This window comes from Ruegeria sp. YTSA105 (assembly GCF_059610225.1).
This window is the reverse complement of sequence record NZ_JBXWNE010000006.1, coordinates 119,497-146,084: the sequence shown is the minus strand read 5'-3', so window position 1 is coordinate 146,084 and position 26,588 is coordinate 119,497. Positions and strand designations below refer to the sequence as shown.

Below are 26,588 nucleotides of genomic sequence, written 5' to 3'. Positions count from 1 at the left end.
TCCTCCGCATAATCGGTAAAAAGGATACGAACAAAAAGGTTGAGCGATGAACGATCAAGCGAACAAGGCCGGACAACACAGGGGTGTAGGACGAGTCGCGGGCCGACAGCGCATAACGATGCACGACATTGCACGCGTCGCTGGATGCTCACAAACGACAGTATCGCTGGTTCTGAACAAGAACGATTCCGTCAAAATCTCCGAGGACACAAAGCAACGAGTCCTGGATGCCGCCAATACGCTTGGATACGCCATGCCCTCTCAACTCAGGAAACCCCAAGACAGCGCGCGCCGACCCTCGGCACTAGACGACACCATCGCTTTTGTCGTGGACGATCTGGCGTCGAGCCCCGAAATGGTAAACGCGTTTAGCGGCGTGAAACAGGCCGTTCGGGACACCGGAAATCTTGTATTGCTGGCAGAAACCCAAAACGACCCAGAGGTCGAACCCAGAACGCTTAAGTATTTCCTCGACCAACAGGTTGCGGGCATCGTTTACGCAACTGTTTTCACCCGGCGGGTGGTCGTTCCGGAAATCCTCACGCAGGCCGCAACCCCGGTTCTGCTGCTAAACTGCTTTTGCGACGACCTCTCGTTTCCTGCGGTGATCCCCGGCGAAGTCGCTGCTGGACATACGGCGACCAACGCCCTGATCAAGGCCGGGCACAAACGAATCGCCACTATCACCGGCGAGCCGTTCATGGAATGCGCCGCGGGACGAACGACCGGGTATAGAAACGCCTTGGCTTCCGCCGACATTCCATTCGACGAGGACTTGGTTGTCGAAGGCAATTGGTTGCCCAGCGCCGGATATGCCGCCACGCGCGAATTGATGGACCTGCCCTCTCCGCCAACCGCCATTTTCTGTCAGAATGACCGCATGGCAATCGGTTGCTATGAGGCACTCAAGGAACTTGGCCTGTCCATCCCCGAGGACATCTCGGTCATCGGATTTGACGACGACGAAACCGCGCGACACCTTTCGCCGCCACTGACCTCGATGATTCTTCCCACCCGGGCGATGGGACGCTGGGTCGTCGAACAGCTATTCCACGGGCCGACGGATGGTCAGAGGCACCCACTCGTGAAGCTTGAATGCGAACTGGTCGAGCGCGACTCGATCAGAGAACCCAAACGCCGGACCTGAAGGCGACATCATGACGGAAACCTTCGATCACATCGTCATCGGCGGCGGCTCAGCCGGTGCCGCAGCCGCCGCCCGACTGGTCAACCAGGGCAAGTGCAGGGTTCTGGTGCTGGAGGCCGGGCATTCGCACCACCATCCATTGCTGGACATGCCGCCGGGTATTTTCAAGATGATCAACGGGTCCAAGTTCATGACCTACCACCAGACCGAACCGCAGGACCACCTGGACGGCCGCGTGCATGAGATTCCGCAGGCCAACGTACTGGGCGGCGGGTCGTCAGTGAATGCGCAGGTCTATATGCGCGGCCGCCCTTCTGACTATGACGCGTGGAACGACCTGCTACGACAGACCAACGACGGGGTCAGCTGGGGATGGGATGATGTGCTGCCCTATTTCCGCAGGATTGAAGACAACAACAGGCTTCATAATTACCTGCATGGCAGCGATGGTCCGGTGCAGGTCTCTGATCCGGGGTATATCGACGACATGTCCCGTTGGTTCGTTCAGTCGGTGCAGGCCCTTGGTGAACCATTCAACACGGACTTCAACGGCGCAACACAGCGCGGTGTCGGGTTCTATCAGTTCACCAATCGCGCTGGAAAGCGCAGCTCGTCAGCCTATGCTTTCCTCGCCCCTCTCGAGACGAACCCGGACTTGACCATACGGCTTGGCGCCACGGTCAGAAAAGTCATCATCGAGAGCGACAAGGCCGTCGGGGTGCAGTATCGCGACAAAGGCGGGTTCCACACCGTCCGGTGTGATGGTGAGGTTATCCTTGCGGCGGGCGCTCTGGTCACGCCGAAAATCCTCATGCTTTCGGGTATCGGACCGGATGCACATCTTGCCGAACACGGTATTCCTGTGGTCTGCCCACTGCCTGGGGTCGGTCAGAACCTGATCGACCACCCCGAAGTTCCCATCGCCGCCTTTGCCAACGGTCCATACGGATATTTTAAACAAGGTGATGGCTGGCGGATGCTTCGCAACGGCATACAGTTCAAACTGTTCGGCAGCGGCCCAGTGACTTCGGCCGGGGTCGAAGCTGGTGCCTTCGTCAATCCGTCGGTTCCTGATGGAGAACCGACCATTCAAGCCTTTTGCGTGCCCATCGTCTATTTGGATCGCGACGCGCTGGACGAGGTGCAGGATGACTTTGGCGTGACCGTTACGACCGTCGTGGTCAAACCGAAATCACGCGGAGAGGTTCGGCTTCGCTCGGCCGATCCTCAAGCTATGCCGGTGGTTTCGCCCAACCTTCTGAAGCATGAGGACGACATGCAAGAGATGATCCGGGGGCAGCGGTTCTTTCGTCGGGCATTCACGTCGGGCCCGCTTGCACAAAGGATCCGCGAAATCGTCATTCCGATAGCGGACGACGACCAGACGCTGCGAGCACATTGCAAGAGATTCGTAAAAACCAACTATCACCCGGCGGGCACTGCCAAAATGGGCCGGGACGGCGACGGAATGGCAGTGCTGGACGCCAGAATGCGCGTTCGCGGGATCGAGAGCTTACGGGTGTGCGACATGTCCGCAGTGCCCGACATCAACGCCGGCAACACAAACGCACCTGCCATGATGCTTGGCGAACGATGCGCCGACCTTATCCTTGGCATCGGATCAGTACGCGAGGGACGCAATTCTTATCCGGAACAAAGTTGACGCCACTCGCTAAGAGCGGCGGCGCGGGTCAGCTTGAAGGTGTCTCGGCTGGTGAGCGATCTTTCTTGGTTGAAATGGTTTTAGACGGAAGAATGAACGGCAGCGAATTTCTGTAAACTTCGCATGCGCCTGAACCGTTGCGTCGCGCGTTCGCGTCGTCGAAACGGAAGAGCGGAAATCGAATATACAGCATCACAGCAAGGCGGATGATCTCGGGACTGGTCTTGAAGTTTTTAAAAGAGGCAGGTTTGGTCATGTGCAAAAACTACGCAACCGCCCTGCCCCGCTCAAGCAATGTTCTTCTGACAAGACCGTGGGCTACTGCTCCGGTGAATACCAAATTGGCGAAATCCATGCTCGTTCTTATATCCACACCGCGACATCCTCAAGGAGCGGCAAGCCGTGGCGGACGGCGTCATACGTCGTCCAGCGTGGAGTTGGTATTTCGATGACGCGCATGTAGTACAGAGCATGTTGGCCAGGATCAAAATCGTCGTCTGTCCAATGACCAAACAACTCCGCAGCTCCGTTTGCGTTACTGTAAGTCGAAGTTTCAGGATCAACCGTATTGCCAATGGGCGGCAGCTTGCCATTCACGTCCGGCACGCGATCTACATCAATGATACGTTCTTGCGGCGATCCGCCCACATCGACCCAACCCTTGATGATTTGTACACGATCGAGGTTGGCTCCGATCGGATCTTTTAATGCGTGCACCGCGAAATTTGGTGGGCCGTTCAAAGCTGTCAGAGAACCGCCCATCGGCACGCCGTTGGCATAACCGTCCATTACAAGCTTCACGGGATCGTTGTTGCTTTGGAGTATTGCACCGCCAAAGAAACGCGGCTGTATCCTAGGGCCTGATGTGGCGAAGGTTTCTCGGCTTTGCATCGCGTCAAAAATCGCACCAAGTGTGTTCTTGGACGCCCAGACGCCTGCGAGCGAGCCCGGGTTGGCGTCGGGGCCAAGCAACCAGCCGTCTATCTCGCCTTCGCGGCGTTGTTCGATAGTACCGTCGGCAACACCATGGCTGCCATTATAAGTCGCCTCATCGACATCACTTGGGGTACCGTTATGATTGTCTGTGCCTCCGATGAAACCAAGTTTCCAAGGGTTCGCACCTAGCTTCTGCTCATAGTCGAGCCCTTTAGTCGCAGCCCAACGGACGAAGCCATCGGTGTGGAAGAAACGTTCACGGAATGCAGCGATACTCTCTGCATTCTCGAAGTTCGCAAATTCATCGTTAGGCGACACGCCGGGATGGGTTTCGGAATTGCCTTTGATCTGCATCATTTCGATCAACGGCTCCCACTTGGCGCGGCGCTCGGCATATTCGCGCGTGATTGGATTACCGGCATTGTCGATCGGCTCAAACATCAAGCCTTTGCTTCCGTTGGAGTTTTGTGGGATGGCCAACAGTGTAGAGCCAGCAGCTTCTTGGTAATGCCCTGGAGCAGATGGGATCTGCGTTGAGAGCATCTCGCCAAGAAATTCTGCATGAACGGAAATGGCCGCAAAATCCAGAGGTCGACCAATTCTGCGCTGCACGTTGTTTACCGAGACAGGTTGACCCTTCGCGAAGCGATACGCGTCCGAAGGTGTCAGGCGTGCACTTCCAATGTAGGCATCAAGTGAAAACGAAGTATGTACATGAGTTTCGCCGAAGTAAGCGTTCTTGATCGGGTTCTCAGGCACCATGGCTGAGCAGCCTCATCTTACTGGTCAGCGTGACCCACGCACCTGATTGGTCCGAACAGGAACGCCTGTTCGGCTTCTGACATCTCCAAGTCCTTCGTCCCTGCTACAAGGTTCGCCCTCCCTGATCCGACGGAACAATTCCCTGCTCCACCTTTTTGGGAATTTGCAGCATAGACCTTTGAAAAACATACATTTCTGAGAGGAGAAACTCTGGGTTCCAGACCCATCTCACGAAAATTCCCTGTAAATTGCCGAATATCAGGGAAATCCCTCCCAAAGCGACCCCGCCAAAATGCGCCACTGAGACTGAGGCCTGAATTGCGTTCTGAGTGTACGGATTGCTCCGTCTCTGACTGAAAGCGCATGCGCCAACTCGCGGGAATTGCGGCGCAATTCCGGATCAGAAAACACAACTGAAGTGAGACAAGTATGAGTGGCGGGGAGACAGGGATTCGAACCCTGGGGACGCTCTCACGCCCAACGGTTTTCAAGACCGCCGCATTCGACCACTCTGCCACCTCCCCGCGTGGGGCCGGGTCTAAGGCTATCTTTAAACGGTGGCAAGACCAAATAGGGAAATCTTGCCGAAGCCTGTGCAGCAGACTTTCCATGGCCGAACGTGCAGGCTATGCTTTGCGTGAAAGACCGTGACAGGCTGGCAGTTCAGAACCAGCGATCGGCGGCGGGGTACGATGAAAGAGGCCCCTTACAGGCAAGGGATTGCAAATATGGATCGAGCGACCACGACACGCGCAAAACCGCGGGCACTGGCGGTTCTGGTAATAACAGTTGCGGCTCTGTCAGGGTGCGACGAGGCCCTGACATCGGGTGGAACCTCCACCGAGCAGGCGGACGAAAGCGTGCAGGACGACGGCAAATTAGAGCTGTTTCCCAAAACGACAGGGAACGCGCGTGATGATGTTGAAGCTCCTGATGTCTTCAAGGTCACCGAAGCCGGTTTGTGGGATGGGCGCCCCTCGTTGGGCGGAATCTGGGTCGCGCACCCGGACGTTACACAGCCTGAACGTGTTCAGATAACGAATACAAAGAACAACAAATCCGTAACCGGCGCACTTTTCCGCCGCGAACGCAACTTGCCAGGCCCTGCGCTGCAACTGTCTTCGACTGCCGCCGCGAAACTGGGTATCCTCGCAGGCGCACCGACTCGGGTTGAAGTTGTTGCCCTGCGACGCAAGCCTGCCGAGAAAGTAGAAGAAAAAGCTCCTGAGCCCGAAGAGGTCGCTGAACCCGAAGAGACCCCAACGGCTGAGGCGGTTGAACCTCAGGACAAGAAAACCGATAGCCAGACCACGGCAGATGTGTCCGAAGACGTTGATAAACCAGCCAAGCGTAAATGGTGGCAAAAGAAGGCTCCAGTTGCCGCAGCTGGTGCTGCGACAGCTGCAGCCGTGGCTGAAACCGCAGAAAAGGCCGATGAGGTGGCAACAGAGATTATCGAGGCGGCGCCTGAGCCAGCACCAACCGCAAATCTGACCGATCCCACTGTCACGCCGCCAGCCGAGGCTGCACCGAAGCGTAAATGGTGGCAAAAGAAGTCTGCCGACGAAATCACCGAAACACCTCTGGACCCGATAGAGGGCGCTGCAGCGGCCATCGAAGAGGCCGCCCCTACCCCGGCAGCAACCGCGGCCAGCACTGAGGCTGCCTCCGTTTCATCGCTTTCAAAACCGTTTATTCAGGTGGGCACCTTCACAGTTGAAGAAAATGCCGAAGGTGCTGCCGAGAAAATTCGGCGAAACGGGTTGCCTGCGAAAGTTCAAAAACTCGAAGCCAATGGCAAAACCGTTTGGAGGGTGATCGTTGGTCCTGCTTTGACGCGGGCGGAACGAAACGCAATGCAAAGCGACGTCAAAGATCTGGGCTTTTCTGACGCCTATACCGTGAAGAATTAAGCAAAAGGAGGTCCCCCTCGTGCTGTCCTCATTTCGATCATCTGTACTGACCCTCAGTTTGGCTATGTTTGCCCTGCCCGCACAAGCTTTCGATACGCAAGCCCGTGCTGCCTATGTCATGGACCAAACGACAGGAACCGTTCTTTTGTCCAAAGACGCAGACCAGCCGTTGCCGCCCGCCTCCATGTCCAAACTCATGACCCTGTTTGTAGCATTCGAAGCGCTGCGGGACGGTCGCCTGGAACTGAATGAGGAACTTCCGGTTTCCGAACATGCGACCAGCTATAAGGGCTCAAGTATGTTCTTGAACACGCAGGACCGTGTCCGGGTCGAAGACCTGCTGCGCGGGATCATAGTCCTGTCAGGAAATGACGCATGTGTTGTTATCGCCGAAGCCCTCAGCCCGGACGGAACCGAAGCTGGGTTTGCCCGGTTCATGACCCAACGCGCGCAACAGCTGGGCATGAATAATTCGAACTTTGCGAATTCGAACGGATGGCCAGCCGCAGGCCACATGATGTCTGTGCATGACCTCGCCATTCTGGCCGACCATCTGATTAGCGACTTTCCCGAATATTACCCTCTGTTCGCCGAGGAAGAGTTCGAATTCGACAACCGAGTGCCGTCAAATTCGCGTAACCGGAATCCCTTACTGAAACTTGGGATTGGTGCGGATGGGCTAAAGACTGGCCACACGCAAGAAGCGGGCTATGGCCTTGTAGGATCGGCACAGCAGGGGGATCGCAGGGTCATTTTCGTTTTGTCGGGGCTCGACAGCGTCGCCCGCCGCGCAGAGGAGGCTGAGGCCGTCGTTAACTGGTCGTTTCGCAATTTTGTCGAGAGGCAGCTTGCCGAAGCAGAAAAACCGATAGGACAAGCCGATATCTGGATGGGCACCGCGAAAACGGTTGATCTTGTCCCGCATGAGGATTTGACACTGCTGCTGCCTGTTCTCGGGGATAAGAATGTTGAGGCAGAAATAGTCTATGACGGTCCGCTTGAGGCCCCCATCGCCAAAGGACAGGAAATCGCTGAGCTTGTCATCAAACCCGATGGCCTGCCCGAGATCCGTAGGCCTCTGGTTGCAGCGGAAAGCGTCGAAAAGGGCGGTTTCTTCGTGCGGATTATGACAGTTGGCGGCATTGTCGCGAAAGATGTCATTGGCAACCCGTTGGGCGCGATGTGACGGCAGGCGGGTTATTTCTGACCTTCGAAGGCATCGACGGATCAGGCAAATCCTCGCAAGCGCGTATGCTGGCCGAGCATTTGCGCGAGCTCGGGCATGATGTCGTTCTGACGCGTGAACCTGGCGGCTCTGACGGGGCCGAGGAAATCCGCAGACTGGTTCTTGAAGGCGATCCCGATCGCTGGTCAGCTGAGACGGAAATCCTGCTGTTCACTGCTGCGCGGCGCGACCATCTGGAACGCACCATTGAACCCGCTTTGGCAGCGGGCAAGATCGTCATATGCGACCGTTTCGCCGATAGCACACGCATGTATCAGGGCCTATCACGCGGCGACCTGCGTGGTTTGGTCGATCAGTTGCATAAGCTGATGATCAAACGTGAACCGGATCTGACCGTGTTGATCGACATGGATCCTGAAACCGGCCTCTCTCGGGCCAAGGGCCGGCAGGGCACTGAAGAACGGTTCGAGGATTTCGGCATTCACCTGCAACAGAAGATGCGGGCCGGTTTTTTGGAACTGGCGGATGAATTTTCCGACCGGTTTCGCCTGGTCGATGGCAATAGGGACATGGACAGCGTTGCCCGCGATGTGACAGATATCGTCATGCAAGCCTTGTGACAGACGATTGATGAACAACGACATCCCAATCCCGGACCAGGCACCCGGTGCCCTTCATCCGCGCGAAACGCCACATCTGTTTGGGCAGGCAGAGGCCGAGCAGGCCTTTCTTAGCGCTTATGCTTCTGATCGCCTGCACCATGGCTGGCTGCTGACCGGCCCCCGAGGTGTGGGCAAGGCGACGCTGGCCTGGCGGATCGCGCGGTTTCTGCTGGCGACCCCGGCTGTCGAAGAGGACGGGCTGTTTGGCGCGCCACCTCCCCCTGAAACGCTTGAGGTTCCACCAGATCACCCGGTTGTTCATCGTATTCTGGCTGGTGCCGAGCCTGGCCTGGCCGCCATCAAACGATCCGTGAACGATCAGGGCAGGTTGCGAAATGAAATCGTTGTGGACGACATTCGCAAACTTGGGAAGTTCTTCGGCCTGTCCTCGGCCGATGGGGGCCGCCGTGTCGTCATCGTAGATTCTGCGGATGAAATGAACATCAGCGCCGCCAACGCATTGCTGAAAATGCTCGAAGAACCGCCTGCGCGGACAACGCTGCTGTTGATTTCGCACCAACCGTCCCGCCTTTTGCCCACGATCCGATCCCGGTGCCGTACCTTGCGCCTTTCGCCGTTGAACGCGGAAGATATGAACGCCGCACTGACCCAGACCGGGGTTGAGCTGACTGGAAACCCCGACCATCTGGCCGCTCTGGCCAGCGGGTCCGTTGGGGACGCCGTCCGCCTGATAAATCTGAGCGGACTCGAAATATATGCCGAGCTCATCGTGATCCTGGGCACCCTGCCCCGGCTGGACAGACAACGCGCTCTGGCTCTGGCCGAGGCCGCCGCACAGCGCGGAGCAGCCGAACGGTTCGAGTTGCTGTTGACGCTGATCGACATTGCCTTGTCACGTCTTGCTGTGACCGGTGCGACTGGTGCTCCGCCATCGCCAGAGGCCGCGCCGAACGAAGGTGATATCCTGTCCCGTTTGTCCAGATCGCCGGAGCAGGCACGCCTTTGGGCGGAAACCGCAGCCCAGATCACCGCCCGCGCCCGCCACGGGCAGGCGGTGAACCTTGACCCTGCCGCTCTGGTCCTAGATACGGTGTTCAAGATACAGGAAACCGCCGGTCAGAACAGATGAGCGACACCCCCCAAATCACCGACAGCCATTGCCATCTGGACTTCCCCGATTTTGAAGGACAGTTGGACCTGATCGTCGCAAATGCGGCCGAAGCCGGTGTGACCCGGATGGTGACGATCTGCACCAGGCTGAGGAACGAGCCCACTGTGCGCGCCATCGCTGAGGCTCACGCGCCGGTATTCTACGCGGCAGGCACGCACCCGATGAGTGCAGCCGATGAACCGATGGCAACTGTGGACGAGCTGGTGGCACTGTCACAGCACCCCAAATTTGTTGGTATCGGTGAAACCGGGCTGGATTATCACTATACCGCCGACAGTGCGCAGGTTCAGCAGCAATCCCTGCGCGTTCATATCGAGGCCGCCCAGCGTACCGGACTACCTCTGATCATTCATGCGCGCGCGGCGGACGAAGACATGGCCCGCATTCTGGCCGAAGAATACGGCAATGCCCCCTATTCATGTGTGATGCATTGTTTTTCGTCTTCGGCCGAGCTGGCACAGTCCGCCCTGGATCTTGGGTTTTACCTGTCCATGTCGGGCATCGCCGCTTTTCCCAAAAGCCAGGAATTGCGCGATATTTTCGCAAATGCGCCAGTAGACCGCATCCTGGTTGAAACCGACGCGCCCTATCTGGCGCCGCCCCCGTTTCGCGGCAAACGGAATGAACCGGCCTATACCGCCCACACCGCCCACAAAGGCGCCGAGGTCTTTGGCATGGGCTATGCCGATTTCGCGGCGCAGACCCAGGCCAATTTCGAAAGACTCTTCACCAAGGTCGCCTCTCACAAGGCGGCGGCATGACCACGCTGCGCTGCACCATTTTGGGCTGCGGCTCGTCAGGTGGAGTGCCACGTCTTGGCGGTCACTGGGGCGACTGCGACCCCGAAAACCCCAGGAACATCCGCCGCCGCTGCTCGATGCTGGTCGAACGTGACGGGCCCGAAGGCACCACCTCGGTTCTGATCGACACAACCCCGGATATGCGCAGCCAGCTGCTGGATACCGGCACCGGGCGGTTGGACGGGGTGGTCTATACCCATTCCCATGCCGACCACGTCCACGGCATTGACGACTTGCGCATGATCGTCTTCAACATGCGCGAACGGGTGCCGGTCTGGGCTGATGGTGACACCCAGAATGATCTTTTGGGCCGATTTGGCTATGCCTTCATCCAACCCGAAAACTCACCCTACCCGCCGATCCTCAATCTAAAGACAATCGACGGCCCGTTCGAGATCACTGGCCCCGGAGGCCCTATCCCGTTTCACCCCTTCAAGGTGAACCACGGATCAATCGACGCGCTTGGTTTCAAAATGGGCAATCTGGCCTACCTGCCGGACGTGGCAGAGATATATGACGATGCCTGGACCACATTAGAGGGTCTGGACTGTCTGGTGATCGACGCGCTGCGCCGGTCCCCGCACCCGACCCATGCGCATCTGGAAAAGACCCTTGGCTGGATCGACCTGTTGCAACCAAAAACCGCGGTTCTGACCAACATGCATATCGATCTTGACTATGCCACGGTCGACGCAGAAACCGCAGACAACATCACCCCTGCTTATGACGGCATGGTGATACATCAGGCTCTGTAGAGCCCTGGCCGAGATCATGCAGATATCCTTTCCCGCGCGAATAACTGTTGCGGAACGCTGACATGCTGCAAAATCTCATTGAAGTCATCCTTCCAGTTTTTCTTGTTATTGGAGCCGGTTACGTCTCCACTCTTCTTGGATACTTCAAGGAAAACCACATTGATGGCCTGATGAAGTTCACTCAGGGTTTTGCGATCCCCTGCCTTCTGTTTCTTGCGATTTCACATCTCGACCTCAGTGTCAGTTTTGATCCCAAGCTGTTGATCAGCTTTTACTCTGCTGCTGCGCTTTGCTTTTGTGCCGGCCTGTTCGGCGCGCGACTGATCTTCAACCGCGAATGGGAAGATTGCGTCGCAATCGGTTTTTGCTGCCTGTTCTCCAATTCCGTCCTGCTGGGATTGCCGATTACTGAACGGGCTTATGGCCCTGAAAGCCTTACGGGCAATTATGCCGTCATCGCCTTTCACTCGCCGTTTTGTTACGGCCTAGGCATCACGGTAATGGAGGTGATCCGGAACCGGGGCCACGGAGGATCGCGAATGGTTCGCTCGGTCCTGACCGCGATGTTTCGCAACGCTCTGATTGTCGGGATCTCACTGGGTTTCATCGTAAATCTGTCCGGGCTCGGCGTGCCAGCCGTTGTGGATGATGCCCTTGGCCTGGTGACCCGCGCGGCCCTTCCCGGCGCGCTGTTCGCGCTTGGGGGCGTTCTGGTTAAATACAAACCCGAAGGTGACCTAAGGGCGATCGCCTTTGTCTGCGGCGTTTCTCTGCTGCTGCACCCGAGCCTTTTCTGGCTTTTCGGATCCACCCTTGGACTGCCACAGGATCTATTCCGGTCCGGAGTGATGACAGCCGCCATGGCCCCTGGCTTCAACGCCTATATCTTTGCAAACATCTATGGCCGCGCCAAACGGGTTGCTGCATCCTCTGTTCTGTTGGGGACGGCAGTATCTATCCTGAGCGTCTGGTTTTGGCTGACCCTATTGGGCTGACGGTGCCGCAGGCGGATTGACTTTTACACGACGCGGCGCACCTATCGCTAAAGCGGACAGGACAGATTTATGACACACGCCCTTATCGTTACCCATGGCCAACCTTCTGACCCAGAACCAGCCGAAGCGGCCTTGGCGGCTTATGCGGCCGATGTAAATGCCCTGTGTGCCGGTGTTTCGGTTCATTCTGCAACGCTGGCAGCCCCCGGGGCACTTGACAGCACACTGGACAAGATTCCCGGCGACGCCGTCATCTATCCCCTATTCATGGCCAAAGGGTGGTTTGTCACAGATGTGCTGCCGAAACGTATTGGTGACCGCCGAAACCCTATTCTGGATCCCTTGGGCGCGGACCCGAAATTGCCCCAGTTGGTCGCGCAAACCCTTGAGGGAACGCTGCAGGACAAAGACTGGCGGTCACAAGAAACGGACCTTGTGATCGCTGCGCATGGATCGGGCCGCAGCAGAAACCCTTCCGCCGTTGCAACGGCATTCGGCGACGCTTTGTTGCAACTGATACCACTTGGATCCCTGCGCCTTGGGTTTGTCGAAGAGGCCCCTTCGATTTCTGTGGCCGCCGCAGGAACCGGCGCCCAAACCCTGTGTTTGCCATTTTTTGCCTGCGCGGGTGGCCATGTTCTTGAGGATGTGCCGCAAGAATTAAGCAAGGCCAAGTTCAAGGGACAGGTTTTACCGGTAGTGGGTGAACTGCCACTGGTGCAGCAACACATAGCGTCCGTTCTCAAAGCTTTTTCTTCATCGAAATAGAGTCATCTGACCACATACACTTTGCCGGTTCCTTTAGGGGGAAACCTATCTGTGTGAGTGATCCACAAGCTGCGAATATAGACAGTGGCGAGACCGGCCATTTCGCTTGGCCGCATACAGGGCAAGGTCTGCCGCATGCAAAATCTCAGCCGGTTTAAGCGATGGAAACTGGGTCGAAAGCGCCGTGCCTATACTGGCTGAAACCTGGCACGACACGTTGTCGAACATCATAGTTTCCCGCAGACGTTCGATCAGCCTGCTGGCGATTGCAGAGAGAACACCCTCGTCCGTCAATCCTTTGTATATAATTACAAATTCGTCCCCGCCGACACGCGCCACTGTATCGTCTCCGCGGGTTTCCTCACCCATGATCCGCGCCGCTTGTTGCAACACATAGTCGCCCGCGGCATGCCCGAATTGGTCATTGACCGATTTGAAAAAATCAAGATCCAGATGCATCAGCGCGAATGGAGATTTGGACGAGATCATGTGATCCAATAGAACATCCATCGCCCGGCGATTTTTCAGCCCCGTCAGTGTATCTGTAAATGCCTTTTCCTCGGCGGCAAGCATCGCCCCTTGAAGGCGCAGGTTCAGAGATCTGGACGCCTCCATCGCTGCCGATTTCGCCTCGACCAGATACAATAATTCGATCGCCAGATCAGTGCCCGAGAAATCCGCACTGGTCAGGGCATAGTCCCGGACCGCATCCAAAATCGATATTCCGAAAGACAGATTGATGACCGCCCCCTTACCTTCGGGCAGCGGAGCGATAAGGCCCTTCAATGCTGTGCGCGGGGCGTCATGGAACCTGAGCTGTAACTTGGTGCCGGCCTGGGACATCAAGCCTGAAACTGTGGTAACCGCCCTAGGGCGAAGCAGCTCAAAGATATCCAGAAAGCTCTGACCTTCCATCGGCTTTTCAGGGCGCAGCTTTTGCAAGGTTGATCCGACGCGGGTCACTTTCCCATCCTCGTTCACCAGCAAAAACATTGGGCACAGGGTTTGTAAAAGCTCTGCCAGATTATTCGTGTTCATCATGCTTTTCGCGCCCCTAAATCAAAATGCCGACCTTCTGAAAAAGCGCTTTCTACCAGAACGATTGAGATAAACTCGATCTCACCCTGCTGGCCCTCATGCGATAGCATAGCCAGAGCCCCGTAATCATCAGCCATCGCGCGCAATACACCAACCATGACGCTTGAAAAGCCAGGCAGGCCTGGATGGCAGGACAATCTGTATTCCGTCGGTGAAAGCTCGTGCAATTCAAGTGCCGGAAGATTTAGATCCGATACGGCCAATCTGACCCGGTCTGACAGATCATCAAGCGAATGGAGAAATTCCAGATAGCTGACACCGCCAAATCGCAACAGACGGCGCAGGTCTTCCATGTTGGGATGAGACACAAGGTACGTTCCCAGGTCTTCAAGAACGTCACTTCGTGAACGTTTCAGGACCGTGCATACCTTATCCAATACCTGCTCGGTAATATCATCGTCGTAAACAAGCATGGCCTCGAACTCGGCAAAGCCCAGTTCGGCTGAATCCATCACGCGCATCCAGCACGGCTGCCCGTAGGTCACCGCAACAAAGGATTGAATCGCCCGGTTGATCAGACCATGCATAAGAGACCTCAAATTGGTTTCTCACGCAGTGTGCTCTGAAATTTGTTAACAAACACCCAACACGCGGGCGTCACCACATAGAATTCACGCAAGTATCGAAGTGGAAGTGACTGAGATTACGCTAGAAATCTGTCGGCGCTCCGCCTTCGGTTTTGCGTCGTGCAACAAAGTCGGCAAGCTCTTCCCGGATGCCCTCATCCATTGCCGGAGCTTCAAAGCTGGTGATGATTTCCTTGAACATGTGATGCGCGCGCTCAGCGGTCCAGACGCCTCCTGCGACTTCCCAACCCTCATAGTTCTTCCAGTCACTCAGAAACGGCTGATAAAACGCGGTGGTATAGCGGTCCTGAGTGTGCTGAATGCCAAAGAAATGCCCGTCATTGCCGACTGACCGGATCGCATCCAGAGCAATCTCATCAGGGCCGGTTGCCGTCAATTCCGGCTGCATATACCGCTGAATTTGCTGCAATATCTCGCAATCCATAATGAACTTTTCAGGGCTTGCGATCAGGCCACCCTCAAGCCAACCTGCAGCGTGATAGACCATGTTGGTGCCCGATTGCACCGCCGCCCATAATGAGTTCGAGGTCTCCCACACAGATTGGCCATCCGGAACGTTTGCCGCGCAGACACCCGAAGACCGCAGGGGCAGGTCGTAAAATCGGGCCATCTGGCCGGTCATCTGTGTCGCCCGCATGTATTCCGGCGTTCCAAAAGCCGGAGCACCAGATTTCATATCCACATTCGAGGTGAACGTACCGATGACACAAGGAATCCCTGGTCGCACATATTGGAACAATGCAATCGCGCACAGAGCCTCAGCCAGGGATTGCGCTACTGCACCGGCCATTGTGACGGGGGCCATCGCCCCGGCCAAGGTGAACGGCGTCACAACAATCGCCTGCCCGCGCCGCGCCAACCTCAGGCAACCGTCGATCATGGGCTGATCGTGCTTCAACGGCGAGGTCGAGTTGATGTTGGTATACATCCTCGGCTTGGCTTCGAATTCTTCATGGCTCAGACCCCCTGCAATCCGCACCATTTCCATGACGTCTTCGACGCGTTCCTTGCCCAGCGAATAGGCATGCATCGCCTTATCGGTCAGAGTCAGCTTGTCGTAGAGAACATCCAGATGCCGGACGCTGGCATGTATATCCACTGGCTCGACCGGGTATCCGCCGGCAAAATGGATACAGTTGAAATACTGCGTCAGCTTCAACAGGTTCCGGCACATCTCGCGATTTCCCGGTACCTTGGTGCCAATCTCCATATCCCAGTAGTTCGGCGGGGACGACACATTTCCGAACAGCAGGTTTTTGCCCCCGATCTCGATTGCGCGGTCGGGATTACGCGGTGTGATGGTAAAGGTGGCTGGGGCTTTACGCACCATTTCCATGACAAAGTCCCGGCCCATTCGAACGTTGTCGCCGTTGATCGTACATCCGGCCTCACGCAGGATTCCGATTGCCTCTTCGTTGTAGAACTCGATCCCGATCTCTTCGAGAATCCGCATTGCGCCCTCGTGGATCGCCGCGACGCCAATCTCGTCCAACGGTTCGGTTGGTTTGTCGGTGTTGATCGGAGGGCTCCACGGCATCTGATCAATAACCGCTGCGCCCCGTCTCTCGGCGGCACCGGCCCGTCCTCCGCTGCGACCTCTGCGTGCTTTCTTGTCGGTCATTGGACACTCCTCGGAACTTGGCTTTCTAGAAGCAAGCCCCGAACGCGTACTGTTGGCCGCTCTGTCTGCGACAGGCTATGTCGGTTTCGACGTCTGAACCGCCGAATTCACAGCCCGATCACGCATTTTCGTACAACCAAGCAGGTATATGTCCGATGTTTGGCAAGACGACATCGGCCATCGCTTCGAGCGTTTCTGCACGCGCCAGACCCGTCAGAACCCCGATCGTCTTCATACCTGCTGCCCGTCCGGCCTGGAGATCATGCAGGCTGTCGCCCACCATTGCTATGTTTTCTGGGTTTACCCCCACATGCTGCGCAAAGGCGAAGAGTTGACCCGGGCCTGGCTTGAATCCGTGCCCACTGTCATAACCGGCGACAAAATCGAAATGTTCGCGGATTCCTGCAGACGAAAGATGCTCGGATGCGGGCATTTCTCCGTCATTGGTCGCAACACCCAGTTTCAGCCCTGCCTCACGCAGCCCCTCAAGGAACGGGATAAGTGGAACGGCCTGGGCTTGCGGAGATGAGGCCGACTCGGCATTCAACAGATCCACCAACTCTTCGCGCGGCATTTCCGGGAGGTGCGGCTCTAGAACCTCGGCGATTTCTTCGACGGTGCCCGCAATGACAACACTGTCCTCAGAATAGGCAACCTGTTCGAGGTCAAAGCCGATCACCTGCCCAAGCTCGGCCGCCCGGGCATGATCTCCGTTCGTCACTCGCAGTAAAAAATTGCGCCCGAACGTGCCCCAGGTTTCCGCGAAATCAAACAGGGTACCGTCTTTGTCAAACAGGATGGCTTGGATTGGCATTGTGAAACTCCTGCCCGGTAGGCTTTCAGGTCCAATGAACTTCCGCGCCGCCGGACAACAAGGCGCGGGCCTGGCCCGGCTGATCATACGGCACAGAATTGACGTCACAAAACTCGACTACCCACGAATCGTCAAGCATTAGAAAATCCAGAACAGAGCCCAGAAACTCCGGCTCTGCTGCCCTGTCTTTTATGTCCTGCACCGAAGCCCCCGTCGAACCCAGAAATACAGGCAGCAGGTCATCATTGCCCACAAGCCAGGCAAGGGCATTCAGCGCCAGCGTTTCGGCGGATTGAGCGGAAATTGGCATAAAGAAGCCCCTGATCTGATATTGGAAAGGGTTTGTTAACCAGAGTCATAAACACTTTAGCAACGCATGCAATCAACGGTGACTGATATGTCGGTGCAAGGCACGATCCTTGTCCTGGACGGGACCTCAACCAATCGAATTATGCTGAAGGTACAGCTTACCGCGGCCTGGTATCACGTCGCACAGGGGGAAAATCTGCGGGGTCTTGATGGGCTGTTGAAACGTGTGCGCCCCGATTTGATCTTAACCGCGCAGTCATTGCCGGATGGAACGGCGGCAGATGTCAAGAAAGTGGTAATGGCCGACCCGGATCTGGCGGATATACCCATTGTCGCTATCGCGCCGCAAAACGACAAATCCGCAAGGTTGAGGGCATTGTCAGATGGGTTGGACGATGTATTGGCGCACCCGTTCAAGGACACGTTGTTGCTAGCTCGGGTTCGCAGCTTGCTAAGGGCACGCGCCGATACGCAGGAATTGCAAGACAATAGCGGATCGCCATGTTTGGGATTTGCTGAAGCGACAAGCGCCTTTGCTACGCCACCCAAAGCTGCGCGCGCCGCCCTACTGACGCAATCCGCTAAAACCGGGGCGCTTTGGCAGAAGGCGCTGTCCGAACATACGCATCACAGTCTGTCAATTCACACGATATCGAACCTTCACCGCCTGCTTTCCGGCCCCATCCCGGACGCGATTATTGTCGAAATTGATGGCGAATCTTCAGGCCTGAGTATTCTGGCGGATTTGAAATCGCGCGGGGCAACACGGCACACGGTGCTGATCGGCATCTTGAGAAAGGATGACGCGTCTCTGGCTGCCGAAGTGCTGGATCGTGGCGCGGATGCCATCTGTATGGCGGGGTTCTGCCCCCGTGAAACTCTGTTGCGGCTTGATAACCAGCTTGCCCGCAAAACCCGAATTGACCAGATGCGGGATTCTTTGCGGCGTGGCATCGCGGAATCCTGGGTGGATCCACTGACCGGCCTGCATAACCGCCGCTATGCAATGCGAGCATTGAAGCAAATCGCCCGGCAGTCTGCGCTGACCGGGCTCGGGTTTACCGTGATGGTGGCCGATCTGGACCATTTCAAATCAATCAACGACAAGTTTGGCCATGCCGGAGGCGATCAGGTCTTGATCGAAACAGCCAAGCGCATGCGCAATTCCATTGGTTCTGACGGCTTTGTGGCACGGATTGGGGGCGAAGAATTCTTGATCGGTCTGCCTGAAACTACGGGGCCGCGGGCATTGGGGATCGCACGAACCGTCTGCGACGACATCTGCCAGTGTCCATTTGACCTATCCGAGGCCGCCGAACCAATCGCAGTGACAATCAGCATCGGCCTCATTACAGCTGATGACAACACGTTTCGCCAGGGCATCCCACCCGCACCATTGGACAACATGATAAAATCTGCGGATACAGCCCTGTATGCTGCGAAAAAGGCGGGACGCAATCAGGTCACGGTCCAGGATCACGCAGCCTGATCCGGTCAGTCGTGTTTTCTGCCCGCTTTCGATTTTCGGTGCACCACATCTTCCAGACGATCAGCGTATTCGACGCGTTCTTTCGGGCTCATGGCTGACACACGGATCAGCCACTGTTCCTGCAAAGCAGACTGCATCTCTGACATCACCTGCGCCTGCTGGCCCAACAAAGCCTCTACAGCGTCAGCCGCGAAGGGTTCGGCGCGAAGTGCGTCGCCAAGGGCTTGAAAATCCGCCGTCCGATGATCGACACCTTGGCGGTGCAGGCCCGAAAGCTCGGCCCGCATCGCCTGGCGTTCATGCTTGGGAAGCGCGCGATAAAGCGCCGATCCAAATCCCGGAGGGGCTTTGACGTGGTCATTGTTTCTGACGCGCAGCGCCGTGCCAACAACCGCACCGATGACTAGCAGATTGATAGCAAGGGACACGATCAGCAGGACAGGCATCCACCGGCGTTTAGGTTTTGACTGTTCGCTCATTCGCCTTCCTCCAGGAAGATTGTATTCAGATCCATATCCGCAACCTCAAATCCAGAGGATTGCGAATAAAGCAACGTCGCCGGATCGGGCAAAAAGGCCGGGGCAGTCAATCCAATCCAGATGCCAGCAATGCCCGCGGCCGCCAGACCTCCCATCCCCTGCCAGCCAAAGAAACTATCCAATGCCTGTGCCCAGAACCCTTGGGGTGATTTCTGAAGCCTTTGCAAACGAACGGTTTCCGCATCGGCCAGAATACGAAGGGCGAGTGCATCGGGTAACGGCTCATTTTCTTGACGAGCACGTAAAAACAGGTGATTCAGGTCGCTATTTTCATCCATCGGCATATCCCAACTCGTCTCTTCTTGCGGCTAACTGCTGTGCCAGTGCCCGCTTTCCCCGAGCTGTCAGACTCTCTACAGCTTCGACGGAAATATCCATGATTCCCGCGATTTCGGGATTGGGCAACTCTTCGATGTGGCGCAAGACAACAGCCTGACGTTGCCGGTCCGGAAGTTGCGCCAACGCGAACTGCAGTGCGTCCAACCTGGCGGCATCCTGAAGGTGTTCGGTTGCACTGATCGCATCGCTTTCAGGTTCGGCAACATCAGAAAGACTGTCCGCCGATTTCTTCCGCCGAATATCGACACACAGGTTCAGAGTGACCCGGTAAAGCCAAGTCGACACCTTTGCCTGTCCAGCAACCCAATCCGGCGCCATCTTCCATAGGCGCATCATGGCTTCCTGTGTGACATCTTCGGCTTCGGCCCGGTCGTTCAACAGCCTGAGCGCCACCGAAAAACTGCGCGGCCCAAGCCGATCGGTCAAAATGCGTGCCGCATCAGCGTCACCCTCGGCGAACCGCCGCAACAATGCATCGTCTCCGGGGTCGCCCGCAGCCTGACTTTGGCTGCGAGCCCCCGTTGATGAGGTACTCAGGTCCCGCATCCTTCATTAGCTGTCGTCGGTGCCAGCCTTGTCACGTTTTTTGTGATGCCAGCCCATCCGGTTTTTCGCATCGGCAAATTCCTGTTCCGAGATCGTGCCATTTTTGTCCGCGTCGATGCGGTCAAACATCTTGCCAGCACGGCGCGGCTTGGGCAACTCATCATCGGATAAGAGGCCATCTTGATTGGCGTCATGCTTTTCGAACATTTGATTCACACGCTCATTCGCCTTCTTCTGGCTAGCCGCTTGCATCTCGTCGACGCTCAACATGCCGTCGCCACTGGTGTCGGCATTGGTGAAACGCTGTTGCCTATAGGTTTGCATTTCTTCCTGCGTGACCTGACCATCATTGTTCAGGTCCAACTCTTGAAAGGTCACGTCCTCTCGGCCTTTCGGACCGACAGCCAAGGCGGTTGTGCCTGTCAATGCAATGGCCGATACCAGAATGGCCGGGATAAGTTTCGCGCTTTTCATATCGTTTTCCTTTGTTTCTCGCGACCGGTTTGTCGCTGCTCACATAGGTTAAAACGGTGCAGTTTTCGGTTTCCGTCGCCCAATTTAATTTTTTTCTGTTGCTCACTGCCAACGACCACATAATTTCCGGACATCTCATCGCGGCACAAAGCGACGCACCCCCCTTTTCTGTGGGGCAAAACAAGCGCAATATCAGGGCAATCTGAATGCGCGAGTTTCAAAATGACAGATCAAACGATCGACACAATATCCGAGAACGACCGTCCAACCCGGCCTGCGCTAATCAAAGGCTTCCGCTGCCGCTGCCCAAAATGCGGTGAAGGCAAGCTGTTGCACAGCTACCTGAAGGTGAATGACAACTGCAGCAACTGTGGTCAGGAACTGTTTCATCACCGTGCGGATGACGGTCCAGCCTATCTGACGATCCTGTTGGTCGGTCACCTGCTGGCGCCCGCTTTGCACATCTCTTATGTCCAGTGGCGCCCTGACCCGCTGAACATGTTCCTGATTTTTGCATTCGGATGTACAGCCTTGACACTGTTCCTGCTACCGCGAATGAAAGGGGCCGTTGTCGCCTATCAGTGGGCACGACGGATGCATGGGTTCGAAACGGACCGATGACCGGAATGATTGGGTCGGCCCTGAGATGAGTACGGACAAAACGGCTATACGGGACGCTGCAACAGTTATCGTGTTGCGGGACCGGATGACGAACCCTTCCATTTTGATGGGTCAGAGGGGCGCAAAAGCCGTTTTTATGCCGAACAAATTCGTGTTTCCGGGTGGCGCGGTAGACGCAGAGGACGCCTTGGTCCCGCTATCGGCTGACATGTCCCAGCGCTGCCGCGATCGGCTTGCTGAACAGTCTCCGCCCGGGCTGCAGAATGCTTTGGCGGCCGCCGCAATCCGCGAGCTCTGGGAGGAAACCGGCTTGGTGCTTGGAGTTCCCGGCGCTTGGACAGGTGAGGTGCCGATTGACTGGCAAAGCTATGCAGAGGCAGGATTTCTGCCCTCTGCACAGGCATTGCAGTTTGTTTTTCGCGCCGTCACCCCGCCCGGCCGAACGCGCCGGTTCGATGCACGATTCTTTTTGGTAGATGCAGAAGCCCTGCAAGGCGATCTGGATGACTTTGGCCGCGCTTCGGATGAGTTGTCTCACCTGCAATGGGTTCCGTTGAACAAGGCGCGCGAGCTTGATCTTCCCTTCATAACCGAAGTTGTTCTGGCCGAAGTCGCAGCCCGGGTCACACGACCCGAACCACCCCAAAGCGTTCCGTTCTTCCTCAATCAAGAAGAACAAAGCCTGTTCTTACAGATCAAAGGCTATCCAATGTCCGAACAGGACTTCTAGCCGAACCTACTTCATTCGGCTGATCACCGTAGTCACCTCGGGCTTTTTGCCGATCTCGGTTTTTGCTGTCTGACGCACGATCCGGCGCAGTGCCTCTTCCAGCTTGTCATCGTCGCGCCGGGTTTTGGCATCCGCCCGCATGAGGAACTGGTTCAGGTCCTCTTCCAGAACTTCGACCAGTGCTGCGCGCGATGTTCCGGTCTCGGCCAAGCCCATCGTATCGCACCAGGGTTCACCCAACGGTTCGTCTTCTTCGTCTAAAATAACCGTCACGGTTACATGCCCGTTCAAGGCCATGCGAATGCGGTCGCGAACAACTCCATCCAAGGCTCCGACCTTTACGGTTCCATCGAGATAAGTTCGGCCTGTCTCGACGTAGTCGACGACCTTGGGGGCATTGCCGCTGAAATCCAGCATCGTGCCATTGACTGCCACAACCCCGGTACGACCACCCGCTTCGGCCAGTTTAGCATGTTCGCGCAGATGTCGGTGTTCACCATGCATGGGAATAACCATCTGTGGGTTGACTATGGCGTGCACTTTTTCCAGATCAGGCCGGTTGGCATGGCCAGAGACGTGATACAGACCCGAGCTGTCATCCACCACATCAACGCCTTTTTCGCTGAGCTGGTTCATGATGAAGATCACGCCCTTCTCATTGCCCGGTATCGTCTTCGACGAGAACAGGAACAGATCGCCTTCCTTCAACTCGATCCCGCGGTATTTACCGCGTGCAAGCTGGGCACTGGCCGCACGGCGTTCACCCTGGCTGCCGGTTACGATCAGCATCAGGTTCTGGCGCGGGATATCTACGGCCTCTTCGGCGCTGATAACCTTGGGAAAATCCGCGAGAATACCGGTTTCCGTCGCGGCCTCGATCATCCGCCGCATCGCACGACCTAACAGTACGACCGAGCGTCCCGCGCGCTGCCCAGCCTCGGCCAGCGTCTTCACCCGTGCGACATTCGAGGCAAAAGTCGTCGCAACCACCATTGATTTGGCATTTTCGACCAATTTGGTGATCTCAGGCCCGACTTCGGATTCCGAGCGGCCCGCATGCGTTGAAAACACATTCGTGCTGTCGCAGACCAGTGCTTTCACACCGTCCTTTGAAATCTCTGCCCAAAGGTCTTGATCGAACGGTTCACCTACCACAGGGTTGGCATCCAGCTTGAAATCCCCTGTATGCACGATCCGCCCCGCAGGCGAGTCTATGACAAGCGCCGCACTTTCGGGGATAGAGTGCGATACCGGCAAAAACCCGACTGTAAACGGGCCAACCGTCACCTGTTCAGGCCAGGCTGACAGGGTCTGAACCGCGTCTGTCGGATGGGCTTTCTCTTCCATCTTGCGACGCGCGAGATTTGCGGTGAAGGCGCGTGCATAGATCGGGGCGCCCAAGTCGTCATAGCAATGCGCCACAGCGCCGACATGATCTTCGTGGGCATGGGTGACGAATACCGCCTCAAGCCGGTCGGTACGTTCTTTTAGCCAGTTGATATCGGCATGGATCAGGTCGACACCGGGTGTTGTGTCCATATCTGGGAAGGTTACACCAAGATCGACAAGGATCAGCCGTTCCTTCCCCGGTTTGCCATAGCCATAGACATAGGCATTCATGCCAATTTCGCCCGCTCCGCCCAGGGGCAGATAGATCAGTCGTTCACTGCTCATGTTGAGCCATTTTCCTTGTTATAGCGATGGATCACGGTCAGTCCGTGCATCGTCAAATCGTCTTCTATAGCGTCAAACCCAACATCTGCCTGATCGAACAGAGGCGCAAGCCCCCCGGTTCCCACGACTTTCATCGGCATGCCGTATTCCGCCTTGATCCGGGCAATCAGCCCTTCGATCAAACCGGAATAGCCCCAATACACGCCAGATTGAATGCAGCCAACCGTATTTGTTCCGATCACTTTTTCGGGACGTGTGATGTCGATATGCGGCAACGCGGCGGCCCCCTGGTGCAACGCCTCAAGGCTCAGGTTTACCCCTGGGGCGATGATGCCGCCGACATATGCTCCATCCGAAGACACCACGTCAAAGTTGGTGGCCGTTCCAAAATCGACAACAACCACATCCCCGCCATGCCGTTCAAATGCCCCGGCAGCATTGGCCAGGCGATCCGGGCCAGGGACCGTACCCTCGTCTATGCGCGGGCTGACAGGCAGCAGACATTCCGGCTTGCCCACGACCAATGGGCGACAGCCAAAGAACCGGTCCGCAAAGACGCGCAGATTGAAAACCACACGCGGCACGGTCGAGGCGATAATCACATCGGTGATATCAGCTTGGATCTCATAATGTTTGACCAGCGTAGAGTACCAGGTGAAATAGGCATCTGCCGTACGGGCATGGTGCGTAGACGTGCGCAGCGTGCAGACGAATTCCTCACCGTCCCAGATCGAGAAAACGGTATTGGTGTTGCCGCAGTCGATGGCTAGAAGCATTGGTGCCCCTTTCAGAAAAATACGTCTGCCGCAGGTATGCTGACGCGGCCCTTCGCGGTGTTTAGGACAAGGTTACCGCCTGCGTCCACCGTTTCGAAAGTCCCGACCGTCTCAGTGGTGACAGTACGCGCGGTGATGACCTCGCCCAGCTTAGCTGCGCGGGACAACCAAGCAGCGCGGATGGGTTCGAACCCGTAGGTTACAAACTGGGCCTCAAAACGCGCATAGGCCGATGCAAGCTCGGTCAAAAAATCTTCGGTGGTGACATCTGCCCCTGTCTCGGACAACAGCGAAACCGGCCTTAGCGCACCTGGTTCGACTTTATCTGCAGTCGGTGCCTGCGCGAGATTGACGCCGATGCCGATTGCCAAATGCGAGACGTCCCGCCCCTGCCCGGTACTTTCCAGCAGTATCCCCGCAAGCTTGCCACCGTTCAGCAACACATCATTGGGCCATTTTAGCGACAAACCCGATATGCGTCCGGTGACCGCCACACATGCATCAAACAGGGCCAAGGCGGCGACAAAACTGCGCAGAGCGGCCTGTTCCGGGCGTCCTGCGGGCCGCATCAGCAGCGTTGCGGCAAGATTTCCCTCGGGGTTTGTCCAGACCCGTCCGCGCCGACCGCGCGCCTGTGTCTGGCGGTGCGCCAGGATCCAGACCGGACCCTGAGCCATCGGCGCGATCCGGGCGGCTTCATTCAGAGTGCTATCGACCTCTTGCAATACATGCAGGCCATATCCATCCGGCCAATCACTCATGTCACAAGTACAATAGGCCGCGGGCAATGGTCGAAATCAGTTAACAAGCGTCGCCGCTGCAGCTGCCGCTGCGCCCTCAATCCCAAACTGATAGAATACGCCAACCAACATCAATGCAGCTGACCCCATCAGAGCAACCCATAGAACCGGAGACGAATTTGCGTCGATCGGGTCGTCATTCTCGGCACCGAAATACATATAGTATACGATCCGCAGGTAATAGAATGCACCGATCACCGAGGCGATGGCAGACATGATAACCAGACCGGTCAGGCCAGCCTCAATACCCGCTTGCCAGACGCCGAATTTCGCAAAGAACCCAAGCATCGGTGGAACACCGGCAAGGCTGAACATCAGGATCAGCACGGCCAGAGCCTTACCCGGATCGCGTTTGGAATACTGGCGCAAAGCGTCAATGTCGGTAACAGGTTTACCGTCCCGTTCCATCATCAGGATAAAGGCGAAAGTTCCGACATTCATGGTCACGTAAATCGCCAGATACATCAGCATCGCCTTGATACCCAGCTCGGTCCCAGCCGCCAGTCCGATCAGCGCATACCCCATATGGGCAATCGACGAAAACGCCATCAGCCGTTTAATGTCGCGTTGTCCGATGGCAGCCACGGCCCCCAGCAGCATAGACAGAACAGACAAGAGTACGATCACCTGCTGCCAGTCCTTTACGACACCTCCAAATGCGTCGTGCAACACGCGGGCAAACAGGGCCATGGCGGCCACTTTGGGCGCCGTGGCGAAGAAGGCAGTGACTGGTGTGGGCGATCCTTCATAGACATCCGGCGTCCACATGTGGAACGGAACAGCCGAAACCTTGAACGCGAGCCCCGAGATCAGGAAGATCAACCCAAACAGCAACCCGAGGGTCACATCGCCGTGGTGAACGGTCTGAATGATGCCCGAGAACAGCGTGGTACCCGTAAAGCCGTAGACAAGCGAAGCCCCATACAGCAGTAAGCCCGAGCTAAGCGCGCCCAGAACGAAATATTTCAGGCCAGCCTCGGTGGATTTGGCGCTGTCACGACGCAGCGCAGCCACAACGTAAAGTGCCAGCGACTGCAGCTCGAGCCCCATATACAGAGACATCAGGTCACCCGCGCTGACCATCATCATCATGCCGACAGCGGCAAGCGCCACCAGCAAAGGGTATTCGAAACGCAACAACCCGCGGCGGGTCATATAGTCCTGGCTCATCATCAAAACGGCTGCGGCAGATAGCAGGATCGCCACTTTGGCAAAGCGCGCAAATCCGTCATCAACGAACATGCCGTTAAACGCGATGTTCGTCCCGTCGCCATTGGTGGCGATCCAGAACGCCAGCAGCGCCATCAGCCCTGCTGTCACCCAGACCAATGTCGGCGCAAGCCCGTCCTTGGTGGTGTAAACAGCCGCAAGCAATGCCGCCATCGCATATAGTGCCAGAACGATCTCTGGCAGGATAATTGTCAGATCAGCCTGGATCATGTCTCCAAAGCC

General features: G+C 56.7%; 27 protein-coding genes, 1 tRNA gene and 1 pseudogene. 13 read left to right on the top strand and 16 right to left on the bottom strand.

Annotation, left to right across the window (positions count from 1 at the left end; translation table 11 throughout):
- The first annotated feature begins 46 nt into the window (after positions 1-46).
- Both AC2FH2_RS10105 and AC2FH2_RS10100 read left to right on the top strand, forming a co-directional pair.
- Positions 47-1,147 (top strand): LacI family DNA-binding transcriptional regulator, encoded by a 1,101-nt coding sequence (locus tag AC2FH2_RS10105; RefSeq protein ID WP_246097150.1) that lies wholly within the window; start codon positions 47-49, stop codon positions 1,145-1,147.
- Positions 1,148-1,157: 10 nt separating this feature from the next.
- Positions 1,158-2,810: a GMC family oxidoreductase gene (locus AC2FH2_RS10100; RefSeq protein ID WP_496823422.1), complete on the top strand. Its 1,653-nt coding sequence runs from the start codon at positions 1,158-1,160 to the stop codon at positions 2,808-2,810.
- On the opposite strand, the pseudogene AC2FH2_RS10095 reads toward AC2FH2_RS10100, so the two are convergent.
- The 3 genes and pseudogenes from AC2FH2_RS10095 to AC2FH2_RS10085 all read right to left on the bottom strand — a co-directional run.
- Positions 2,792-2,986: pseudogene (locus AC2FH2_RS10095) on the bottom strand (IS6 family transposase); the annotation flags it as partial. The gene AC2FH2_RS10100 and the pseudogene AC2FH2_RS10095 overlap by 19 nt on opposite strands.
- 187 nt (positions 2,987-3,173) lie before the next feature.
- Positions 3,174-4,508 (bottom strand): DUF3604 domain-containing protein, encoded by a 1,335-nt coding sequence (locus AC2FH2_RS10090; RefSeq protein ID WP_496823421.1) that lies wholly within the window; start codon positions 4,506-4,508, stop codon positions 3,174-3,176.
- Between the two features lie 434 nt (positions 4,509-4,942).
- Positions 4,943-5,032, bottom strand: a tRNA-Ser gene (locus AC2FH2_RS10085).
- 204 nt (positions 5,033-5,236) lie between these two features.
- On the opposite strand from AC2FH2_RS10085, the gene AC2FH2_RS10080 reads away from it, so the two are divergent.
- From AC2FH2_RS10080 to AC2FH2_RS10045, 8 genes are all read left to right on the top strand, one after another.
- Positions 5,237-6,421, top strand: coding sequence for an SPOR domain-containing protein (locus tag AC2FH2_RS10080; protein ID WP_496823420.1), 1,185 nt, complete (start codon positions 5,237-5,239; stop codon positions 6,419-6,421).
- Positions 6,422-6,485: 64 nt separating this feature from the next.
- Positions 6,486-7,607 carry a D-alanyl-D-alanine carboxypeptidase family protein gene (locus tag AC2FH2_RS10075; RefSeq protein WP_271950137.1) on the top strand — a complete coding sequence of 374 codons (1,122 nt, stop codon included), beginning with the start codon at positions 6,486-6,488 and terminating at the stop codon, positions 7,605-7,607.
- On the top strand, positions 7,604-8,227 hold the full coding sequence (tmk, locus tag AC2FH2_RS10070) for a dTMP kinase (RefSeq protein ID WP_271950139.1): 624 nt from the start codon (positions 7,604-7,606) through the stop codon (positions 8,225-8,227). The genes AC2FH2_RS10075 and tmk overlap by 4 nt, the downstream gene beginning before the upstream one ends.
- A 10-nt stretch (positions 8,228-8,237) precedes the next feature.
- A complete protein-coding gene (locus tag AC2FH2_RS10065) occupies positions 8,238-9,359 on the top strand; it encodes a DNA polymerase III subunit delta' (RefSeq protein WP_281972832.1) in 1,122 nt (373 codons plus the stop codon).
- On the top strand, positions 9,356-10,162 hold the full coding sequence (locus AC2FH2_RS10060; RefSeq protein ID WP_496823419.1) for a TatD family hydrolase: 807 nt from the start codon (positions 9,356-9,358) through the stop codon (positions 10,160-10,162). Before AC2FH2_RS10065 ends, AC2FH2_RS10060 begins: the two co-directional genes overlap by 4 nt.
- Complete coding sequence (locus AC2FH2_RS10055) at positions 10,159-10,956, top strand: MBL fold metallo-hydrolase (RefSeq protein WP_271950144.1); 798 nt, start codon at positions 10,159-10,161, stop codon at positions 10,954-10,956. Before AC2FH2_RS10060 ends, AC2FH2_RS10055 begins: the two co-directional genes overlap by 4 nt.
- Positions 10,957-11,018: 62 nt before the next feature.
- Complete coding sequence (locus AC2FH2_RS10050; RefSeq protein ID WP_496823418.1) at positions 11,019-11,951, top strand: AEC family transporter; 933 nt, start codon at positions 11,019-11,021, stop codon at positions 11,949-11,951.
- Positions 11,952-12,020: 69 nt separating this feature from the next.
- Positions 12,021-12,719 carry a CbiX/SirB N-terminal domain-containing protein gene (locus tag AC2FH2_RS10045; protein ID WP_496689767.1) on the top strand — a complete coding sequence of 233 codons (699 nt, stop codon included), beginning with the start codon at positions 12,021-12,023 and terminating at the stop codon, positions 12,717-12,719.
- A 45-nt stretch (positions 12,720-12,764) separates the two neighbouring features.
- On the opposite strand, the gene AC2FH2_RS10040 is transcribed toward AC2FH2_RS10045, so the two are convergent.
- The 5 genes from AC2FH2_RS10040 to AC2FH2_RS10020 form a co-directional block, all read right to left on the bottom strand.
- Positions 12,765-13,760, bottom strand: a complete 996-nt coding sequence (locus tag AC2FH2_RS10040; RefSeq protein WP_496693922.1) for a diguanylate cyclase domain-containing protein — start codon at positions 13,758-13,760, stop codon at positions 12,765-12,767.
- Positions 13,757-14,344, bottom strand: a complete 588-nt coding sequence (locus AC2FH2_RS10035; protein WP_271950151.1) for a heme NO-binding domain-containing protein — start codon at positions 14,342-14,344, stop codon at positions 13,757-13,759. Before AC2FH2_RS10035 ends, AC2FH2_RS10040 begins: the two co-directional genes overlap by 4 nt.
- 121 nt (positions 14,345-14,465) lie before the next feature.
- Positions 14,466-16,025 (bottom strand): trimethylamine methyltransferase family protein, encoded by a 1,560-nt coding sequence (locus AC2FH2_RS10030; protein ID WP_496823417.1) that lies wholly within the window; start codon positions 16,023-16,025, stop codon positions 14,466-14,468.
- A gap of 118 nt (positions 16,026-16,143) precedes the next feature.
- Positions 16,144-16,839, bottom strand: coding sequence for an HAD family hydrolase (locus tag AC2FH2_RS10025; RefSeq protein WP_271950155.1), 696 nt, complete (start codon positions 16,837-16,839; stop codon positions 16,144-16,146).
- Between the two features lie 25 nt (positions 16,840-16,864).
- Positions 16,865-17,149 carry a DUF3572 domain-containing protein gene (locus tag AC2FH2_RS10020; RefSeq protein WP_142634849.1) on the bottom strand — a complete coding sequence of 95 codons (285 nt, stop codon included), beginning with the start codon at positions 17,147-17,149 and terminating at the stop codon, positions 16,865-16,867.
- A gap of 66 nt (positions 17,150-17,215) precedes the next feature.
- Between AC2FH2_RS10020 and AC2FH2_RS10015 the strand changes: the two genes are divergently transcribed.
- Positions 17,216-18,637 carry a diguanylate cyclase gene (locus tag AC2FH2_RS10015; RefSeq protein ID WP_496823416.1) on the top strand — a complete coding sequence of 474 codons (1,422 nt, stop codon included), beginning with the start codon at positions 17,216-17,218 and terminating at the stop codon, positions 18,635-18,637.
- A 5-nt stretch (positions 18,638-18,642) separates the two neighbouring features.
- Here AC2FH2_RS10015 and AC2FH2_RS10010 read toward each other — a convergent pair whose 3' ends face one another.
- Genes AC2FH2_RS10010 through AC2FH2_RS09995 form a run of 4 tightly spaced genes read right to left on the bottom strand, consistent with a single transcriptional unit; the run spans position 18,643 to position 20,535 of the window.
- Entirely contained in the window at positions 18,643-19,116 is a 474-nt protein-coding gene (locus AC2FH2_RS10010) for a periplasmic heavy metal sensor (RefSeq protein WP_496750639.1), read from the bottom strand.
- A complete protein-coding gene (locus AC2FH2_RS10005) occupies positions 19,113-19,454 on the bottom strand; it encodes a hypothetical protein (protein WP_281972823.1) in 342 nt (113 codons plus the stop codon). The genes AC2FH2_RS10010 and AC2FH2_RS10005 overlap by 4 nt, the downstream gene beginning before the upstream one ends.
- Positions 19,447-20,061, bottom strand: a complete 615-nt coding sequence (locus tag AC2FH2_RS10000) for an RNA polymerase sigma factor (protein ID WP_281994866.1) — start codon at positions 20,059-20,061, stop codon at positions 19,447-19,449. Before AC2FH2_RS10000 ends, AC2FH2_RS10005 begins: the two co-directional genes overlap by 8 nt.
- 6 nt (positions 20,062-20,067) lie before the next feature.
- Positions 20,068-20,535 carry an EF-hand domain-containing protein gene (locus tag AC2FH2_RS09995; protein WP_496689764.1) on the bottom strand — a complete coding sequence of 156 codons (468 nt, stop codon included), beginning with the start codon at positions 20,533-20,535 and terminating at the stop codon, positions 20,068-20,070.
- A gap of 222 nt (positions 20,536-20,757) precedes the next feature.
- Between AC2FH2_RS09995 and AC2FH2_RS09990 the strand changes: the two genes are divergently transcribed.
- The gene (locus tag AC2FH2_RS09990; RefSeq protein ID WP_496823415.1) at positions 20,758-21,156 is read left to right on the top strand and encodes a DUF983 domain-containing protein; all 399 of its coding nucleotides are present in this window, start codon (positions 20,758-20,760) and stop codon (positions 21,154-21,156) included.
- Positions 21,157-21,181: 25 nt separating this feature from the next.
- Entirely contained in the window at positions 21,182-21,886 is a 705-nt protein-coding gene (locus tag AC2FH2_RS09985; RefSeq protein ID WP_496823414.1) for an NUDIX hydrolase, read from the top strand.
- A gap of 6 nt (positions 21,887-21,892) precedes the next feature.
- Here the strand turns inward: AC2FH2_RS09985 and AC2FH2_RS09980 are convergent, their stop codons facing one another.
- From AC2FH2_RS09980 to nuoN, 4 genes are read right to left on the bottom strand one after another with little or no spacing between them, the layout of a single operon-like run.
- Positions 21,893-23,560, bottom strand: a complete 1,668-nt coding sequence (locus AC2FH2_RS09980; protein ID WP_496823413.1) for a ribonuclease J — start codon at positions 23,558-23,560, stop codon at positions 21,893-21,895.
- Complete coding sequence (locus AC2FH2_RS09975) at positions 23,557-24,336, bottom strand: type III pantothenate kinase (RefSeq protein ID WP_271950166.1); 780 nt, start codon at positions 24,334-24,336, stop codon at positions 23,557-23,559. The genes AC2FH2_RS09980 and AC2FH2_RS09975 overlap by 4 nt, the downstream gene beginning before the upstream one ends.
- Before the next feature lie 11 nt (positions 24,337-24,347).
- Complete coding sequence (locus tag AC2FH2_RS09970) at positions 24,348-25,097, bottom strand: biotin--[acetyl-CoA-carboxylase] ligase (RefSeq protein WP_496690841.1); 750 nt, start codon at positions 25,095-25,097, stop codon at positions 24,348-24,350.
- Positions 25,098-25,133: 36 nt separating this feature from the next.
- A complete protein-coding gene (gene nuoN, locus AC2FH2_RS09965; RefSeq protein ID WP_496689762.1) occupies positions 25,134-26,576 on the bottom strand; it encodes an NADH-quinone oxidoreductase subunit NuoN in 1,443 nt (480 codons plus the stop codon).
- Positions 26,577-26,588: the final 12 nt, after the last annotated feature.

What these genes read in the sequence shown, in the direction of transcription:
- AC2FH2_RS10105 (WP_246097150.1), top strand. Translation starts at nt 47, where the DNA reads ATGAACGATCAAGCGAACAAGGCCGGACAACACAGGGGTGTAGGACGA.
- AC2FH2_RS10100 (WP_496823422.1), top strand. Translation starts at nt 1,158, where the DNA reads ATGACGGAAACCTTCGATCACATCGTCATCGGCGGCGGCTCAGCCGGT.
- AC2FH2_RS10090 (WP_496823421.1), bottom strand. Translation starts at nt 4,508, where the DNA reads ATGGTGCCTGAGAACCCGATCAAGAACGCTTACTTCGGCGAAACTCAT.
- AC2FH2_RS10080 (WP_496823420.1), top strand. Translation starts at nt 5,237, where the DNA reads ATGGATCGAGCGACCACGACACGCGCAAAACCGCGGGCACTGGCGGTT.
- AC2FH2_RS10075 (WP_271950137.1), top strand. Translation starts at nt 6,486, where the DNA reads ATGTTTGCCCTGCCCGCACAAGCTTTCGATACGCAAGCCCGTGCTGCC.
- AC2FH2_RS10065 (WP_281972832.1), top strand. Translation starts at nt 8,238, where the DNA reads ATGAACAACGACATCCCAATCCCGGACCAGGCACCCGGTGCCCTTCAT.
- AC2FH2_RS10060 (WP_496823419.1), top strand. Translation starts at nt 9,356, where the DNA reads ATGAGCGACACCCCCCAAATCACCGACAGCCATTGCCATCTGGACTTC.
- AC2FH2_RS10055 (WP_271950144.1), top strand. Translation starts at nt 10,159, where the DNA reads ATGACCACGCTGCGCTGCACCATTTTGGGCTGCGGCTCGTCAGGTGGA.
- AC2FH2_RS10050 (WP_496823418.1), top strand. Translation starts at nt 11,019, where the DNA reads ATGCTGCAAAATCTCATTGAAGTCATCCTTCCAGTTTTTCTTGTTATT.
- AC2FH2_RS10045 (WP_496689767.1), top strand. Translation starts at nt 12,021, where the DNA reads ATGACACACGCCCTTATCGTTACCCATGGCCAACCTTCTGACCCAGAA.
- AC2FH2_RS10040 (WP_496693922.1), bottom strand. Translation starts at nt 13,760, where the DNA reads ATGATGAACACGAATAATCTGGCAGAGCTTTTACAAACCCTGTGCCCA.
- AC2FH2_RS10035 (WP_271950151.1), bottom strand. Translation starts at nt 14,344, where the DNA reads ATGCATGGTCTGATCAACCGGGCGATTCAATCCTTTGTTGCGGTGACC.
- AC2FH2_RS10030 (WP_496823417.1), bottom strand. Translation starts at nt 16,025, where the DNA reads ATGACCGACAAGAAAGCACGCAGAGGTCGCAGCGGAGGACGGGCCGGT.
- AC2FH2_RS10025 (WP_271950155.1), bottom strand. Translation starts at nt 16,839, where the DNA reads ATGCCAATCCAAGCCATCCTGTTTGACAAAGACGGTACCCTGTTTGAT.
- AC2FH2_RS10020 (WP_142634849.1), bottom strand. Translation starts at nt 17,149, where the DNA reads ATGCCAATTTCCGCTCAATCCGCCGAAACGCTGGCGCTGAATGCCCTT.
- AC2FH2_RS10015 (WP_496823416.1), top strand. Translation starts at nt 17,216, where the DNA reads ATGCAATCAACGGTGACTGATATGTCGGTGCAAGGCACGATCCTTGTC.
- AC2FH2_RS10010 (WP_496750639.1), bottom strand. Translation starts at nt 19,116, where the DNA reads ATGAGCGAACAGTCAAAACCTAAACGCCGGTGGATGCCTGTCCTGCTG.
- AC2FH2_RS10005 (WP_281972823.1), bottom strand. Translation starts at nt 19,454, where the DNA reads ATGGATGAAAATAGCGACCTGAATCACCTGTTTTTACGTGCTCGTCAA.
- AC2FH2_RS10000 (WP_281994866.1), bottom strand. Translation starts at nt 20,061, where the DNA reads ATGCGGGACCTGAGTACCTCATCAACGGGGGCTCGCAGCCAAAGTCAG.
- AC2FH2_RS09995 (WP_496689764.1), bottom strand. Translation starts at nt 20,535, where the DNA reads ATGAAAAGCGCGAAACTTATCCCGGCCATTCTGGTATCGGCCATTGCA.
- AC2FH2_RS09990 (WP_496823415.1), top strand. Translation starts at nt 20,758, where the DNA reads ATGACAGATCAAACGATCGACACAATATCCGAGAACGACCGTCCAACC.
- AC2FH2_RS09985 (WP_496823414.1), top strand. Translation starts at nt 21,182, where the DNA reads ATGAGTACGGACAAAACGGCTATACGGGACGCTGCAACAGTTATCGTG.
- AC2FH2_RS09980 (WP_496823413.1), bottom strand. Translation starts at nt 23,560, where the DNA reads ATGAGCAGTGAACGACTGATCTATCTGCCCCTGGGCGGAGCGGGCGAA.
- AC2FH2_RS09975 (WP_271950166.1), bottom strand. Translation starts at nt 24,336, where the DNA reads ATGCTTCTAGCCATCGACTGCGGCAACACCAATACCGTTTTCTCGATC.
- AC2FH2_RS09970 (WP_496690841.1), bottom strand. Translation starts at nt 25,097, where the DNA reads ATGAGTGATTGGCCGGATGGATATGGCCTGCATGTATTGCAAGAGGTC.
- nuoN (WP_496689762.1), bottom strand. Translation starts at nt 26,576, where the DNA reads ATGATCCAGGCTGATCTGACAATTATCCTGCCAGAGATCGTTCTGGCA.